Source organism: Rhodoferax ferrireducens, assembly GCF_049302455.1.
Taxonomy (GTDB): Bacteria; Pseudomonadota; Gammaproteobacteria; order Burkholderiales; family Burkholderiaceae_C; genus Rhodoferax; species Rhodoferax ferrireducens_B.
Window position 1 is genome coordinate 41,786 of the sequence record NZ_JBAQMD010000073.1, and the last position, 15,646, is coordinate 57,431.

Here is a 15,646-nt window from a genome sequence, read left to right on the forward strand (position 1 = left end):
CGCGCCACCGCCCTGCGTTAGGGAACCTTAGCGCTTCACCCCAAAAACCCGTCAACCATTGCCCAAACGCCATGAACTCAACCGTCGCCCCCGCCTCCGTCGCCGACATCCGCAAGATCTTCCTCGACTTCTTTGCCTCCAAAGGCCATACCGTGGTGCCGTCGAGCCCGCTGGTGCCCGGCAATGACCCGACGCTGATGTTCACCAACTCGGGCATGGTGCAGTTCAAGGATGTGTTCCTGGGCACCGACAAGCGTTCTTATGTGCGTGCCGCCTCGGTGCAAGCCTGCCTGCGCGCCGGGGGCAAACACAACGACCTGGAAAACGTCGGTTACACCGCACGTCACCACACGTTTTTCGAGATGCTGGGCAACTGGAGCTTTGGCGACTACTTCAAGCGCGACTCGCTCAAGTGGGGCTGGGAACTGCTGACGCAAGTCTATAAATTGCCCGCTGACAAGCTCTGGGCCACGGTTTATATCGACGACGACGAGGCTTACAACATCTGGACGCAAGAAATTGGCCTGCCGCCCGAGCGCGTGGTGCGCATTGGCGACAACAAGGGCGCCAAATACGCCTCCGACAACTTCTGGATGATGGCCGACACCGGCCCGTGCGGCCCCTGCAGCGAGATTTTTTATGACCACGGCCCCGCCATTGCCGGCGGCCCCCCGGGCAGCCCGGAGCAGGACGGTGACCGCTACATCGAAATCTGGAACCACGTGTTCATGCAGTACGACATGCAGCCGGACGGCTCGGTCAAGCCGCTGCCGGCACCGTGTGTTGATACCGGCATGGGGCTGGAGCGCCTGGCTGCCATCCTGCAGCACGTGCACAGCAATTACGAGATCGATATTTTCGATGCGCTGATCAAGGCCGCGGCCCGCGAGACCGGTTGCACCGACCTGGGCAACAAGAGCCTGCGCGTGATCGCCGATCACATCCGCGCCACCGCCTTTCTGGTCAGCGACGGCGTCCTGCCCAGCAACGAAGGGCGGGGCTACGTGCAGCGCCGCATCATCCGCCGCGCCATTCGCCACGGCTACAAGCTGGGCCGCAAGACGCCGTTTTTCTACAAACTGGTGCCCGACCTGGTGGCCCTGATGGGCGAGGCCTATCCGAGTCTGGCGGCGCAAGCCGAACGTATTGCGCAGGTGTTGCAGGCCGAGGAGGAGCGCTTTTATGAAACGCTGGCCAACGGCATGCAAATCCTCGATGTAGAACTTTTCGGAATCAATTTTGACCGGGCGGCGGGCGTTAAGAAGGCGCTCATCAAGAAGTTGCCCGGTGCTGTGGCTTTTCGGTTGCATGACACCTTTGGCTTTCCGCTTGATCTAACTGCCGATGTATGCCGCGAGAATGGTGTCGAGGTGGATGAGATCGGCTTTCATGCCGCGATGGAAAAACAAAAAGCCCAAGGCCGCGCTGCGGGCAAGTTCCGCATGGACCGCGCACTGGAGTACAGCGGCGACGGCAATGACTTTGTCGGCTATGAGCGCCTCACGGAAGTTACAAAAATAGTAGCGCTCTATGCAGACAGCACGCCGGTTAGCGAGCTGAAAGCAGGTCAAACCGGGGTCGTGGTGCTGGCCGCCACGCCGTTTTATGGCGAGAGCGGTGGCCAGGTCGGCGACCAGGGCGCGATCTTTTCTGACGGCGCGATGTTTGACGTGGCCGACACGCAAAAAATCAAGGCCGATGTATTTGGCCACCATGGTGTGCTGAAATCCGGCGCACTCAAGCTCGGCGACGAAGTCACGGCCCATGTCAACGCCAGCCTGCGCGCCGCCACCCAGCGCAACCACAGCGCCACCCACCTGATGCACAAGGCGCTGCGCGAAGTGCTGGGCGCGCATGTGCAGCAAAAAGGCTCCCTCGTTAACGCAGAGCGCACCCGCTTTGATTTTGCCCACAACGCGCCGGTCACGGACGAGCAGATTCGCGAGGTGGAGGCGCGCGTCAACTTTGAGATCCTGTCCAACGCGGCGACCCAGGCGCGTGTGATGGACATTGATGCGGCCCAGGAAACCGGCGCCATGATGCTGTTTGGCGAGAAATACGGCGAGTCGGTACGTGTGCTCGACATCGGTGCCAGCCGCGAACTGTGCGGCGGCACCCATGTTGCCCGCACCGGCGACATTGGCCTGTTCAAAATCGTGGCGGAAAGCGGCGTCGCCTCCGGCGTGCGGCGTATCGAGGCCGTCACCGGTCAGAATGCGCTGAGCTATCTGCAGGATCTGGAAGACACGGTGACCCAGGTGGCGGGCACCCTCAAAGCGCCCGTGGTGGAGATCAACGAGCGTGTTGCCGGCGTGCTCGATCACCTCAAGTCGCTGGAAAAAGAGATCGCCGCTCTCAAGGGCAAACTGGCCTCCGCCCAGGGTGATGAGTTGCTGACTCAGGCGGTGGATGTGAAGGGTATCAAGGTGCTGGTCGCCATGCTTGAAGGCGCCGACACCAAGACCCTGCGCGAGACCATGGACAAGCTCAAAGACAAACTCAAAAGCGCCGTGATCGTGCTGGCGGCGGTTGAGGGCGACAAGGTGCAAATCGCCGCTGGCGTCACGTCGAACAGCGTAGGCAAAGTCAAGGCCGGTGAACTGGTCAACTTTGTGGCGAGCCAGGTGGGCGGTAAAGGTGGTGGCAAGCCCGACATGGCCATGGCCGGCGGCACCGAACCAGCCAAACTGCCAGCCGCCTTGGCCAGCGTGATGGCCTGGGTTTCGGTCAAGCTTTGATTTACTATTAATTTAGTAGCTGTATCCCCATGTTCTACGGGGGCTGGGGCTCGATTTGGCTTATAAAATGGCGCGATGGGGCACGGGCTTGCTCAAGCCCCTGTTCCAGCGATAACCCAGACGCGACAGCGGCGCCTCGACCCAGCGTTCAAACAACACGGCCAGCCCCATACAGGTGGCCCAGCAGCCCAGCAAAAACAGCCAGGTGAGCCAGCTGGCGCCCAGCCCCAGTTGCGCAAACAGCGCATTGCCGATCATCAGGACCGAAAAATGCACCAGAAAAAGGGCATAAGAAGTCTTTCCCAACAGAGCGAGCGCATGTGACAGCGTTGCGGGCAGGCGCAGTGGGGATGCGGCCGTGTGATGGCGCCACTGAAGCAGCCCCAACAACAAGGCGACGGCCAGGGCCAGCGTGATGCGTTCGCGAAAATCAAACACCAGCGCAAGCAGCCCGACGCCGGCCAGCAGGCCGAGCAGCCAGCCGGGGCGGCGAGCGTTGCCGGCCCAGAAGGCGGCCGCCCCCATGCCGTAAGCGCCGAAAAAATACAGTGCCCAGTTGTCCCAGTCCTCATCCCGATTGAAAAAGAACAGCGACGCCAGCATCAGGCCCAGCAGCAGGGCCTGAGGCCAACGCGGGCGGCGGCCTAGCCACAGCAGCACGGTCATGAGGGCGAAAAGCTGAAAGTCGATCGCCACATACCAGACGCCGGCGGACAGCGAGTCGTGGCCGAGCACGCCATGTAATAGCGCAGCGTGCGCCAGCGCCTGACCCCAGGTGGGGGCGCCCGGGATGAAGTCGTCGCTGAGCCATTGACGGGCCAGCGCCGCACTGGCGACGGCGAGGACCAGGGCGGCCAGAAAAGGCAGGATCAGGCGCTGGTAGCGCTGGAGGATGGCGCGCCAGGGCGTGCCAGCGCGCAATTGCCCTGCAGGCGCCAGGCTGCGTACGGCCAGGTAGCCGCCGAGCACCAGAAACACCTGCACCGCCATGCGTGCGTAGTCGTAAAACCAGCTGGTCAGTGCGGGCGCAACTTCGCTCAAGGCGTCGGCCAGCGGACCATAAGTCGCAAAGTGGTGCAACACAATCAACTGCGAGGCGAGCAGCTTGAGGGCATCAACGTGCGTTTGCCGCCCCGGTCTGGCTGTATTCATTGCGCTGGCAGCACCAGGTCGGCCGTGCCGGGGCGAACCCAGCGCGCGAATTCACGCGTGGTGTCGATGCAGCCGCCGGCTTCGGTGTAGACGCCGCGCGGCTCCCGGTAGCGCTCCATCACGGCCAGGATGCGCTGGCGCTCGGCGGCGTTGTTCAATGAGGCTTCGATCAAAGGCTCGATCCGGGCTTCGTCAATGCGCTCGTCGCCGTTTTCGTCCCGATAGAGTCCGTGTCGCCAGTGGTAGATCTCCACGCATTTGCGGGTCAGGGTGTAGGGCTGGTCGTGCTTCCAGAAATTGCAGAACAGGCCGCCGCCCAGGTACATGACCCACGAACCTTCAAAACCCGAGGCATCGGCGGAGGCTTCATCGGGATTGCGAAACCAGGTGCGGTCACCCGGTACAAAATAACGCGGCGGCAAGGGTTCATCCATAGAGCCCTGTTCGCGCAGAAAGACCTCATGAAACTCGCCGGATGCGATCGGCCGGGCCGTCCACATCGTCTGCAACTGCTGCAGCAGGGCCGGGTGGCTCTGCTGCAGCTCCTGCGCGATGCCCAACAAGATCACGTACTCGGTGGCGCGATAGCAGGAGAACGAATACAGGCTGCCCGAGACTTCCGGCTGGGTGGCTTTGGTCAGGGCCGCGATCAGTGACACCCCGGGCCGGATGGTGAAGCCGCGATCTTCGTCATAGGTCCAGCAGTCCAGCGGGCGATCAAGCGCGCTGGTGTGAAAGGCCAGCGTCGTTTTGCGTGCGGCCTGCACGATGTTGCGCCGGATGCGAACCGCCGACACCAACTCATCGAGGCTGGGGAACTCGAAGGCCACCGGCCCCATGAGCAGGGTCAGCACGATCTCGCGCATCAGGTCGCCGGGCTGGTTCAAGGTATCGAGTCCCAGCGTCTGGCAGAGCTGCAAGGTGTCGTGAGCGGGAGCCCAGGCCTGCACCCGGTCGTCGCTGAGCCACAGCCGCACAAAGGGTCCCAGGGCATCGGCCCCGGCTTCAAGCATCACATGGGGCGCCAGATCCAGCGCGTCAAGCAGCGTCAGCACAGCATGACGTGCCCCGTTCGCGTCGCCTGTTTCACGGCCCCGAACCAGAATGCCGCGAGTTGCGGGACCACCTTGATTGTGCGTAACGTTCATCGTGCTGTTTGTCTCGTGCCGTTGCTGTTGGATGCTGCGGGGCAATATACCGCAAGCCATCGGTGGTTTTCTGCGCCTGCTGTGCTGCGCGCCAGTGCATGCCCTCTTGGCGCTGAGCAGCGGCCGCCTCAAGACAATGGGGCCGCCTCGTTTGGCGTGTGTGCGTGTTCCAGCAGGAAGTTTGTCTGATTCGCAGTCACCCGGTCGGGGTCGCCACCCGTTTCGTCCTTGAGTTCGACACCGGACAATTGTCGCTGGCGCGCTTGCGACAACAGATAGTGCAGCTTGTAAGCGGCTTCATCAAAGCCCAGACCAGCCGGGCGCACGTTGGAGATGCAATTGCGGCTGGCGTCAAGCAGCCCGACGCGCGGCATCCAGGTCAGGTACAGGCCCATGCTGTCGGGTGCGCTTAAGCCGGGGCGTTCGCCGATCAACACCACCACCGCCTTCGCGCCCAGCCGCTCGGCCACCTCGTCGCCAATCGCCACCCTGCCCTGCTCGACGATGCAGACCGGCGCAACGGACCAGTTCTCCGCCGCGATGCGGGCCAGCAGGGTGCACAGAAAAGGCACGGCGTTCTGCTCGATGGCCAAGGCGGACAGGCCGTCCACCACCACGAATGCGAGGTCGTACGGTCGTGGCGATGGCGCTTGTGCCGGGGGTTCCAGGGCATCCAATGCAGCCCTCGATGCGGCGTCGAGCCGACGCCCCAGGTCAGGGCGCTGCAGGTAGGTCGGGCGGTCGGCCGCCGCGCTATGCAGCGTGAGGCAGGGGGCCTGCTGATCGCCGCGCGCGGCATCGAGTGACTGCGCCAATTGCGGCGCATCCAGCGCCAGATGGACGGCATCACGCGCCTTCGCATGCGCCAGCTGGAAGTCCAGATGCGCGTCCGTTGGCAAGCTCACGCCGGCGCGCCCCAGCGCAATGCGGGCATCGGTAAATTGGCGCAGGGCGGCCCACGGGTTGGTGATGACGGGAGAGGTCTGATCGTCCATGGCAGGCTAAGCCAGGCGCAACAGCGCCCTCTGGAAGGCGGGCGGCAAGGCGGGGTTCAAGCGGAACTGCGCGTCGCGGCTGAAGATCTGCATCTTCTGCAGCCAGGCCTCGAACTCGGGTGCGGGCTTTAGTCCCAGCACGCGGCGCACATACAGCGCGTCGTGGAACGACGTGGTCTGGTAGTTGAGCATGATGTCGTCCGAGCCGGGAATGCCCATGACGAAGCTGCAACCGGCCACACCGAGCAGGGTCAGCAGCACGTCCATGTCGTTCTGGTCAGCCTCGGCATGGTTGGTGTAACAGACGTCGCAGCCCATCGGCAGCCCGAGCAGCTTGGCGCAGAAATGGTCTTCCAGTCCGGCACGAATGATCTGCTTGCCGTCGAACAGGTATTCAGGGCCGATGAAGCCGACCACGGTGTTGACCAGCAGCGGCTTGAAGTGGCGCGCCACCGCATAGGCCCGCGCCTCGCAGGTTTGCTGGTCCAGCCCGTGATGCGCGTTGGCCGACAGGGCGCTGCCCTGGCCGGTCTCGAAATACATCACGTTGTCGCCCACCGTGCCGCGCTTTAAAGACAGTGCTGCGCTGCGCGCCTCGCCCAACAAATCGAGGCTGACACCGAAGCTGCGGTTGGTGGCCTCGGTGCCGCCGATCGACTGGAACACCAGGTCCACCGGCGCACCGCGTTCTATGGCCTGGATGGTGTTGGTCACATGCGTGAGCACGCAGGACTGGGTCGGGATGTCGTACTGTTGGATGATGTCGTTCATCATCGTCACCAACTTGATCACTTGCGGCACGTTGTCGGTGGCCGGGTTGATGCCAATCACCGCGTCGCCGCTGCCGTACAGCAGGCCGTCGAGCAGGCTGGCGGCAATGCCGGTGGCATCGTCGGTGGGGTGGTTGGGCTGCAGGCGCGTGGCCATGCGGCCCGGCAGACCGATGGTGTTGCGAAATTTCGTGACCACGCGGCACTTCTTGGCCACCAGAATCAGGTCCTGGTTGCGCATGATCTTGCACACGGCGGCCGCCATTTCCGGCGTGATGCCGGGCGCCAAAGCGGCCAGCACGGCACTGTCCACCTCGTCACCGAGCAGCCAGTTGCGAAAGTCGCCGACCGTCAGGTGGCTGACGGGGGCAAAGGCTGTGGCGTCGTGGCTGTCGATGATCAGGCGCGTGATCTCGTCGTCTTCATACGGCACCAGCGCTTCACTCAGGAAGGTGGCGAGTGGCACCTCGGCCAGCGCCATTTGCGCCACGGCACGCTCCTGCGCACTGTGGGCGGCCACACCCGCCAGCAGGTCGCCGGAGCGTTCCGGCGTGGCCTTGGCCATCAGGTCCTTCAAATCGCGAAAGCTGTAGGTTTTGGCTCCGACGCTATGGGTGTACTGATGGGTCTGCACGGTGCTTCTATCAGGTCAAATCGGCCGCCATGTTGTTCATGGCAATGGCCCGGGTTCGGTGGTGGCTGGTCATCAGGAAGTAGCCATAACCAATGGCCAGAAAGCCCAGGAAAATGCCGAAGATCAGGGCGTTGTAATAAATCATTGTAGCCATGCAGACCCCTGCCCCCAGCAGTGCAAAGGCCGGGAACAGCGGGTAAAACGGCGCGCGGAACGGGCGCACCATGAGGGGCTCGGCACGACGCAACTGGAACAGGCTGAGCATGCTGATGATGTACATCAGGATGGCACCAAACACCGACATGGTGACGATGTTGGCGGTCAGGGTATTGCCGCCGATCTTGATCAACTCGTCGCTGTAGATAGCCGCAATACCGATGGCACCCCCGGCCAGAATGGCGCGGTGCGGGGTCTTGAAGCGCGGGTGTAATTTGGCGAAAAAGGGTGGCAGATAGCCTTCACGTGACAGCGCATAAATCTGGCGTGAGTAGCCCAGGATGATGCCGTGAAACGATGCCACCAGACCAAACAGGCCCAGCCAGACCAACATGTGCAACCAGCCGCTGTTTTCGCCGACGATCATCTTCATGGCTTGTGGCAGCGGGTCGTTGATGTTGGACAGCTTGGTCCAGTCACCCGCACCACCGGCAAACACCATCACACCAATGGCCAGCACCACCAGCGTCAGGATGCCAGTGATGTAGGCCACGGGAATCGAGCGCTTGGGGTCTTTGGCTTCTTCGGCGGCCATGGCCACACCTTCGATCGCCAGGAAGAACCAGATGGCAAACGGAATCGCAGCGAACATGCCGGGAATCGCTGCCAGGCTGAAGCTGTCCTGACCGGACCAGCCGCCTTTGGTGAAGTTGGCCAGCGAGAAGCCGGGCGACACCACGCCCATGAAGACCAGCAGTTCAAAAATGGCCAGCAGCGTCACCGCCAGCTCGAAGGTGGCGGCAATCTGCACCCCCACGATGTTGAGCGTCATGAAAACCAGGTAGGCCCCGAGCGCGGCCAGCTTGGGGTCCAGCGCCGGGAATTGCACGTTCAGGTAGGCACCAATGGCCAGAGAGATGGCGGGTGGCGCAAACACAAATTCAATCAGCGTGGCAGCACCGGCCAGATAACCCCCCACCGGGCCGAAGGCGCGTTTGCTGTAGGCAAACGGACCACCGGCGTGGGGAATGGAGGTGGTCAGCTCGGTGAAGCTGAAGATGAAAGTGGCATACATCGCGGCAATAAAAATCGAGGTGATGGTGAAGCCCAGCGTGCCGGCCGAGGCCCAGCCGAAGCTCCAGCCAAAGTACTCGCCGGAAATCACCAGGCCGACGGCGATGCCCCAAAGTTGCAGGGTGCTGAGCACCGGTTTGAGCACGTGCGTGCTGTGAAAAGGGTTAGCAGGTTTCATCTGATTTCTCCAATCAAGTGCAAGGTGGTTTGCGGATTCGCCAGAAGCGGTTTGGGCATGGGATTTGCTTGGCTTTTACTGTAGCCAGTCCAGCTTTTTTGCGTTATCGAATTTCGGCAAAGTTTTTTTTGACACGGGTTAACCCCGTTGCCACCTTCGATACGCAAGGGCTCCAATCCACGCAAAACCGACTCACGAGGACGCACGCCATGGCACTCGCATCTTCTTGCCTTACCGATCACATCGTGCGTGATGCGCCATTTGCGTGCAACGCGCACCAGATTCGCACGGTCGAAGCGTTTGATGCCGACGAGCACGCGCACAACCTCACCGATTGGGAACAAAGTTACGACCAGATCACGCCGGGTCATTTCCACGGCACGCTGGCCGAGCTGCAGTTGCCCCAGATGCAGGTGTTTCTGGAATGCACCAGCCAGGCGGTGCGCCAGTCCTGCTGCGTCTGGCCGGATGCCTTCTGGTTTGGCCTGCCCGAACAGTCCGACCAGACCCGCATCAACGGGCGACTGGCGGGTGAGCACGCCGTCATGGTGCGCCCAGGCGACTGCGAGTTTGAGCTGGTCACCCCGTCGGACTACACCATCTACGGCATCGTGATCCGCCGCGAGGCCTTGTTGCAAGCCGCTGAGTTGAGCGGCAGCCGGATCGACTGGGCACAACTGACCAGTGCCGAGGTGATGCATGTGGACAACAGCTCACGCACCGCTTTGCTGCAAACGCTGGCCGGCTTGCTGCAAAGCGACGTTGGCTGCACCGACTCTGATTTGCGCCAGCAAGTCCTGCTCAACGCCCTGCTCGCACTGCTGGACACCAGTGCGGTGGACAGTGCGGTCAGCAGCAGCTTCCAGCGCCGTCAACGCATCGTGGCCAAGGCGCGTGATCTGGTGCTGGCGCAGCACGACCAGGCCATCACCGTGCCGCAGCTGTGTGAACAGCTGTTTGTCAGCCGCCGCACCTTGCAGTATTGTTTTGAAGATGTGCTGGGCATGAGCCCGATGCAGTACCTGCGCCTGATCCGCCTCAACGGCGCACGCCGCCATTTGCGGCAAGCCTCATCCAAATCCCTGACGGTGCAGGACGTAGCCGCCGATTGGGGCTTCTGGCATTTCAGCCAGTTCTCCAGCGATTACCGAAAGTTATTTGGGCGGAGTCCGTCGGAATCGTTGCGCCAGCGTTCGCATTGATGCCTGGTCGGGTATGTTTTCTTGATAAATAGCGGCTGCAGCCCCCGTCGTTAATACGCAGTCTGCTATTAATTTTGCAACAACCCCCCTATGTCACCGCTATTCCCGCCGGGCGCCAGTTCAGGCCCGGCCCGGTACCTGGCGCAGGTTCGAGGTGGGCACGCGGGTTGACATTGTGAAACCGCAGGCGGACTGCTTGGCGCTTTAGAATTGTCACACCACTGTCACACAATCTTCATACAGTCATCGAGTGTCCAGAGATTTTCTTTTACTTCACTCGAAAGGTATCCCGATGAAAACCAGTTTCAAAATTGCTTTGCTTAGTGTGGCCAGCCTAGCCAGCCTGTCGTACGCGACGGTGGCCGGCGCGCAGGAAATCACTGGCGCCGGCGCCTCGTTCCCGGCGCCCTTGTACGCCAAATGGGCGGCCGACTACAACAAGGCCACGGGTGTCAAGATCAATTACCAGTCGGTCGGCTCCGGTGCCGGCATCAAGCAGATCGACGCCAAGACGGTTGATTTTGGTGCGTCTGACATGCCGCTGTCCGATGAGGTACTGGCCCAGAAAGGCCAGATGCAGTTCCCGACCGTGATGGGCGGCGTGGTGCCGGTGATCAACGTCAAGGGCATCAATCCCGGCCAACTCAAACTCAATGGCCAAGTGCTGGGCGACATCTATCTGGGCAAAATCAGCAAATGGAACGACGCCGCAATCAAGGCTCTCAACCCGACGCTGGACTTACCCGATGCAGCCATCGCACAGGTGCGTAGGGCCGATGGTTCTGGCACGACGTTCATCTTCACCAACTACCTGAGCAAGGTGAATGCCGAATGGAAGAGCAAAGTGGGTGAAGGCACGGCAGTGAACTGGCCGGTCGGTGCGGGCGGCAAGGGCAACGAAGGCGTTTCCGCTTTTGTGGGCCGTCTGCCCAATTCGATTGGCTACGTGGAATACTCTTATGCCAAGCAAAACAAGATGACCTACACCCTGATGCAGAACGCCGGCGGTAATTTTGTCGCGCCCGATGATGCCACTTTCAAAGCGGCTGCCGCAGGTGCCGACTGGGCCAAGAGCTTCTATCAAATTCTGACCAATCAGCCCGGTAAAGATGCATGGCCCATCTCGGGCGCGACTTTCATCCTGATGCACAAGTTGCAGGACAAGCCCGCCAATGCGACCGAAACGCTGAAGTTTTTCGCCTGGGCCTACAAAAACGGCGACAAGCAAGCGCTTGATCTGGACTATGTGCCCATGCCCAAGTCGGTTGTAGGCAATATTGAAAAAGCCTGGGGTGAGATCAAGGACGCGTCTGGCAAAGCGGTCGCGTTCAAGTAAAACAGCGCTGACGCGTACCCTGGCACTTTGGGGACTGGAGCATGTCATCTACACTTCCGGCACGTGAAATCTCTCTTCATCAGTTTGAACCAACCGCCGGACGTGTCATGAGCCTTCCTCCTGCGCCAAAAATGGCCCGCTCGGGCCCCATGGCGGACCGCATCTTTGGCTGGCTGGCCAAAGCGGCGGCCTTATTCACTTTGGGCATGCTGATTGCCATTCTGGTGTCGCTGACCATCAGCGCCTGGCCTGCCATCGACCGGTATGGCCTGGGCTTTCTGACCAGCACCACCTGGGACCCGGTCAAAGAGGAGTTCGGCGGCCTGGTGATGATTTACGGCACCTTGATGACCTCGTTCATCGCGCTGCTGATCGCCGTGCCGGTCAGTTTCGGCATCGCCCTGTTCCTGACCGAACTCGCGCCGGCCTGGCTCAAGCGCCCGCTCGGCACCGCCATTGAATTGCTGGCGGCGATTCCGTCCATTGTGTATGGCATGTGGGGCTTGCTGGTGTTCAGCCCGGTGCTGGCGACCTACGTGCAGCAACCCTTGCAAGCCGTGTTTTCCGGCGTACCTTACATGGGCGCCTTTTTTTCCGGACCGCCCGTGGGCATTGGCATTTTGTCGGCCGGCATTATTCTGGCCATCATGATCATTCCCTTCATCGCGGCGGTGATGCGCGACGTATTTGAGATCACGCCGACACTGCTCAAGGAATCAGCCTACGGGCTGGGGGCCACCACCTGGGAAGTGGTCTCCACCGTGGTGCTGCCCTACACCAAGGCTGGCGTCATCGGCGGCATCATGCTGGGCCTGGGACGCGCCATCGGCGAGACCATGGCCGTCACCTTTGTCATCGGCAATTTCAACCAGCTCGATTCACTCAGCCTGTTTCAGGCCGCCAACAGCATCACCTCGGCCCTGGCCAATGAGTTTGCCGAAGCGGGTGAAGGCCTGCACCAGGCATCGCTGATGTACCTGGGTCTGGTGCTGTTCTTCATCACTTTTGTGGTGTTGACCCTGTCCAAAATCCTGCTGGCACAGCTCAAGAAGAATGAAGGGGCCAGGACATGAGCACCAGCGAATTGCTGCTGCAGGCGCAGGCGCTGGAGCAGACACGGCTGGCCCGCTATGCCCAGCGCAAGCTCGTCAATCGGGTGGCGCTCACGCTGTCCTTGCTGGCCATGGCGTTTGGCTTGTTCTGGCTGGCCTGGATTTTGTTTGAGACCGTTCGGCTGGGCGTGAGCGGGCTCAACCTCGCCACCCTGACCCAGATGACGCCGCCGCCCAATGACGTGGGCGGCTTGGCCAATGCCATCTATGGCTCGTTTCTGATGGTCTTGCTCGCCACGTTTGTCGGCACGCCGATCGGCATCATGGCCGGCATCTACCTGGCCGAGTTCGAGCCCAAAGGCTGGCTGGCCAGCACCACGCGCTTTGTCAACGACATCCTGCTGTCGGCGCCGTCGATTGTGATTGGCCTGTTTGTCTATGCCGTGGTGGTGACGCGTTTCAAGTCATTCTCGGGCTACGCCGGCGTCCTGGCGCTGGCGCTGATCGTGATTCCGGTGGTCATTCGCACCACCGAAAACATGCTGCAACTGGTGCCTGCCGGGCTGCGCGAGGCCGCTTATGCGCTCGGAGCGCCCAAATGGAAAGTCATCATCAGCATCACCTTGCGGGCTTCCAGCGCGGGTGTATTGACCGGCATTTTGCTGGCGGTGGCGCGCATCGCCGGTGAAACCGCACCGCTGCTGTTCACGGCCCTGTCCAATCAGTTCTGGACCTCCAGCCTGAGTGGGCCGATGGCGAGTTTGCCGGTCACCATTTTCAAGTTCGCCATGAGTCCGTATGAGAACTGGCAAAAGCTGGCCTGGGCCGGTGTCTTCATCATCACCATGGCGGTGCTCGGGCTCAATATTTTGGCCCGGGTGTTAACCCGCAGCAAGACCTGAGAAAAATTGAACATGAACACTGCCGTCGTCACGAATGCAGCGCCCAAGATTGCCGTCAAGAATTTGAACTTCTTCTATGGCAAGTTCCACGCGCTCCGAGATATCAGCCTGGAGATTCCCGAGCACAAAGTGACCGCCTTCATTGGCCCGTCCGGCTGTGGCAAATCGACACTGCTGCGTGTTTTCAATCGGATGTTCGAGTTGTATCCGGAGCAGCGTGCTGAAGGTGAAATTTTGCTCGATGGCGAAAACCTGCTGACCAGCAAAAAGGATGTGGCGCTGTTGCGGGCCAAAGTCGGCATGGTGTTCCAAAAGCCAACGCCGTTTCCGATGTCGATTTTTGACAATATTGCTTTCGGCGTTAAGCTGTTTGAATCGCTCAACACCACCGACCTGGAGGAACGCGTTGAGTGGGCCTTGCGCAAGGCGGCCTTGTGGGGCGAGGTTAAAGACAAGTTGACCCAGAGCGGCTCCAGTCTCTCGGGCGGGCAGCAGCAGCGGCTGTGCATTGCGCGCGGCATCGCCATCAAGCCCGAGGTCCTGCTGCTCGATGAGCCTTGCTCGGCGCTTGACCCGATCTCGACCGGGAAAATCGAGGAACTGATCACCGAGCTCAAGAGCGACTACACCGTCGTCATCGTGACCCACAACATGCAGCAGGCGGCGCGCTGCAGTGACTACACGGCCTACATGTACCTGGGTGACCTGATGGAGTTTGGTGCCACCGAGCAGATATTTTTCAAGCCCACGCGCAAGGAAACTGAAGATTACATCACCGGAAGGTTTGGGTAGCTTGCGGGAAAGACCGCCGCCACACGAAGTGGGCAAGCTCTGTCCCCAACTGATTAGAAGGAATTACCATGCCAGAAAAACATCTCTCCACCCAATTTGACAGCGAACTCAGCGCGGTCTCGACCCGTGTCATGGAAATGGGTGGTCTGGTGGAGTCCCAGATCCACCAGGCCATCTTTGCCCTGTCCCAGTTCAGCGTCGAAGTGGCCAACCAGGTCTCGGCGACCGAGCCACGCGTGAACACGATGGAAGTGGACATTGACCGCGAGCTCTCCAGCATCATCGCCCGGCGCCAGCCGACCGCGCGGGACCTGCGCTTGCTGATTGCCATCTCCAAAACCACCGCCAACCTGGAGCGCGTCGGCGATGAGGCTGCCAAGATTGCGCGCATGGTGCGCTCCATCATTGAAAGCGGTGGGCCGCGTTCGCTGCCGGCCAATGAACTGCGGGTGGCAGGCGATATGGCCTCGGGTTTGCTGCGCAAGGCGCTGGATGCCTTTGCCCGCCTCGACACCACAGCCGCAGTGGCCATTCTGAAGGAAGACGATCTGATCGACGAGGAGTTCAACGGCTTCGTGCGCAAGCTCATCACCTACATGATGGAAGACCCGCGCATGATTTCACCCAGCCTGGACCTGCTGTTTCTGGCCAAAGCCCTGGAGCGCATTGGCGACCACGCCAAAAATATCGCCGAGTTCATCATCTACGTGGTCAAGGGCGCGGACGTGCGCCACACCTCAATGGAACAGATTGAATCGGTTCTGAAATGAGACAGCAGCCCGGCGTCTTGATTGTGGAAGATGAGCCGGCCATCGCCGAACTGATTGCCGTCAACCTGCGCCACAACGGTTTTCGGCCGACCTGGGCGATGGACAGTGCCAGTGCCCAGCGCGAACTCGATGCGGTATTGCCCGATGTGATTCTGCTGGACTGGATGCTGCCCGGCGAGAGCGGCCTGACGCTGGCCAAACGCTGGCGCGCCCACCCGCGCACCAAGGCGATACCGATCATCATGCTGACGGCCCGTGGCGACGAGACCGATCGGGTCGCGGGCCTTGACGCCGGTGCCGATGACTACATTGCCAAGCCGTTTTCCACCAAGGAGCTGCTGGCGCGCATGCGTGCCGTGCTGCGCCGACGGGCTCCCGAACAAGTCGGTGGCGTGGTCAGCGTTGGCGCCCTGTCGCTTGATACCGCCACCTACCGCGTGACGTTTGCTGGTCAGCCGCTCAAGCTCGGGCCGACTGAATTCAAGTTGCTGCAGTACCTGATGAGCCACGCCGAGCGCGTGCATACCCGCGGGCAATTGCTCGACAAGGTCTGGGGCGACCACGTCTTCATTGAAGAGCGCACGGTCGATGTACACGTCAAGCGTTTGCGCGAGGCCCTGGGTCCCCAGGCCGGCCAGATGATTGAGACCGTGCGCGGCGCGGGCTACCGGCTGACGGCGCAATCAATACGACCCACGCCGGTGCAGGCCAGCGCGTGATCCAACGCAGCTTGCGCGCTGTTTGGCG

13 protein-coding genes are annotated in these 15,646 nt (G+C 61.3%); 8 read left to right on the forward strand and 5 right to left on the reverse strand.

Features of this window, described 5'->3' with window-relative positions:
• Positions 1-71: 71 nt before the first annotated feature.
• Positions 72-2,738 (forward strand): alanine--tRNA ligase, encoded by a 2,667-nt coding sequence (gene alaS / locus WA157_RS12990; RefSeq protein ID WP_422621358.1) that lies wholly within the window; start codon positions 72-74, stop codon positions 2,736-2,738.
• Between the two features lie 60 nt (positions 2,739-2,798).
• Here the strand turns inward: alaS and WA157_RS12995 are convergent, their stop codons facing one another.
• From WA157_RS12995 to eat, 5 genes are all read right to left on the reverse strand, one after another.
• Positions 2,799-3,890 carry an acyltransferase family protein gene (locus tag WA157_RS12995; protein WP_422621359.1) on the reverse strand — a complete coding sequence of 364 codons (1,092 nt, stop codon included), beginning with the start codon at positions 3,888-3,890 and terminating at the stop codon, positions 2,799-2,801.
• The gene (locus WA157_RS13000) at positions 3,887-5,038 is read right to left on the reverse strand and encodes a hypothetical protein (protein WP_422621360.1); all 1,152 of its coding nucleotides are present in this window, start codon (positions 5,036-5,038) and stop codon (positions 3,887-3,889) included. Before WA157_RS13000 ends, WA157_RS12995 begins: the two co-directional genes overlap by 4 nt.
• A gap of 128 nt (positions 5,039-5,166) precedes the next feature.
• A complete protein-coding gene (gene eutC / locus WA157_RS13005; protein WP_422621361.1) occupies positions 5,167-6,033 on the reverse strand; it encodes an ethanolamine ammonia-lyase subunit EutC in 867 nt (288 codons plus the stop codon).
• Positions 6,034-6,039: 6 nt separating this feature from the next.
• Positions 6,040-7,437 carry an ethanolamine ammonia-lyase subunit EutB gene (locus tag WA157_RS13010; RefSeq protein ID WP_422621362.1) on the reverse strand — a complete coding sequence of 466 codons (1,398 nt, stop codon included), beginning with the start codon at positions 7,435-7,437 and terminating at the stop codon, positions 6,040-6,042.
• A 10-nt stretch (positions 7,438-7,447) separates the two neighbouring features.
• Positions 7,448-8,845, reverse strand: coding sequence for an ethanolamine permease (gene eat / locus WA157_RS13015; RefSeq protein WP_422621363.1), 1,398 nt, complete (start codon positions 8,843-8,845; stop codon positions 7,448-7,450).
• Positions 8,846-9,054: 209 nt separating this feature from the next.
• On the opposite strand from eat, the gene WA157_RS13020 reads away from it, so the two are divergent.
• The 7 genes from WA157_RS13020 (at position 9,055) to phoB (ending at position 15,618) form a co-directional block, all read left to right on the forward strand.
• Positions 9,055-10,047: a helix-turn-helix domain-containing protein gene (locus WA157_RS13020; protein WP_422621364.1), complete on the forward strand. Its 993-nt coding sequence runs from the start codon at positions 9,055-9,057 to the stop codon at positions 10,045-10,047.
• A gap of 292 nt (positions 10,048-10,339) precedes the next feature.
• A complete protein-coding gene (pstS, locus tag WA157_RS13025; RefSeq protein ID WP_422621365.1) occupies positions 10,340-11,383 on the forward strand; it encodes a phosphate ABC transporter substrate-binding protein PstS in 1,044 nt (347 codons plus the stop codon).
• A gap of 41 nt (positions 11,384-11,424) precedes the next feature.
• Positions 11,425-12,456 carry a phosphate ABC transporter permease PstC gene (pstC, locus tag WA157_RS13030; protein ID WP_422621366.1) on the forward strand — a complete coding sequence of 344 codons (1,032 nt, stop codon included), beginning with the start codon at positions 11,425-11,427 and terminating at the stop codon, positions 12,454-12,456.
• Positions 12,453-13,337 (forward strand): phosphate ABC transporter permease PstA, encoded by an 885-nt coding sequence (gene pstA / locus WA157_RS13035; protein WP_422621367.1) that lies wholly within the window; start codon positions 12,453-12,455, stop codon positions 13,335-13,337. Before pstC ends, pstA begins: the two co-directional genes overlap by 4 nt.
• A 12-nt stretch (positions 13,338-13,349) precedes the next feature.
• Entirely contained in the window at positions 13,350-14,129 is a 780-nt protein-coding gene (pstB, locus tag WA157_RS13040; RefSeq protein ID WP_011462904.1) for a phosphate ABC transporter ATP-binding protein PstB, read from the forward strand.
• Positions 14,130-14,197: 68 nt separating this feature from the next.
• Positions 14,198-14,899 (forward strand): phosphate signaling complex protein PhoU, encoded by a 702-nt coding sequence (gene phoU, locus WA157_RS13045; protein WP_422621368.1) that lies wholly within the window; start codon positions 14,198-14,200, stop codon positions 14,897-14,899.
• The gene (phoB, locus tag WA157_RS13050) at positions 14,896-15,618 is read left to right on the forward strand and encodes a phosphate regulon transcriptional regulator PhoB (protein WP_422621369.1); all 723 of its coding nucleotides are present in this window, start codon (positions 14,896-14,898) and stop codon (positions 15,616-15,618) included. The genes phoU and phoB overlap by 4 nt, the downstream gene beginning before the upstream one ends.
• Positions 15,619-15,646: the final 28 nt, after the last annotated feature.

Coding starts and splice junctions, on each gene's coding strand:
- alaS (WP_422621358.1), top strand. CDS start 72: ATGAACTCAACCGTCGCCCCCGCCTCCGTCGCCGACATCCGCAAGATC.
- WA157_RS12995 (WP_422621359.1), bottom strand. CDS start 3,890: ATGAATACAGCCAGACCGGGGCGGCAAACGCACGTTGATGCCCTCAAG.
- WA157_RS13000 (WP_422621360.1), bottom strand. CDS start 5,038: ATGAACGTTACGCACAATCAAGGTGGTCCCGCAACTCGCGGCATTCTG.
- eutC (WP_422621361.1), bottom strand. CDS start 6,033: ATGGACGATCAGACCTCTCCCGTCATCACCAACCCGTGGGCCGCCCTG.
- eat (WP_422621363.1), bottom strand. CDS start 8,845: ATGAAACCTGCTAACCCTTTTCACAGCACGCACGTGCTCAAACCGGTG.
- WA157_RS13020 (WP_422621364.1), top strand. CDS start 9,055: ATGGCACTCGCATCTTCTTGCCTTACCGATCACATCGTGCGTGATGCG.
- pstS (WP_422621365.1), top strand. CDS start 10,340: ATGAAAACCAGTTTCAAAATTGCTTTGCTTAGTGTGGCCAGCCTAGCC.
- pstC (WP_422621366.1), top strand. CDS start 11,425: ATGTCATCTACACTTCCGGCACGTGAAATCTCTCTTCATCAGTTTGAA.
- pstA (WP_422621367.1), top strand. CDS start 12,453: ATGAGCACCAGCGAATTGCTGCTGCAGGCGCAGGCGCTGGAGCAGACA.
- pstB (WP_011462904.1), top strand. CDS start 13,350: ATGAACACTGCCGTCGTCACGAATGCAGCGCCCAAGATTGCCGTCAAG.
- phoU (WP_422621368.1), top strand. CDS start 14,198: ATGCCAGAAAAACATCTCTCCACCCAATTTGACAGCGAACTCAGCGCG.
- phoB (WP_422621369.1), top strand. CDS start 14,896: ATGAGACAGCAGCCCGGCGTCTTGATTGTGGAAGATGAGCCGGCCATC.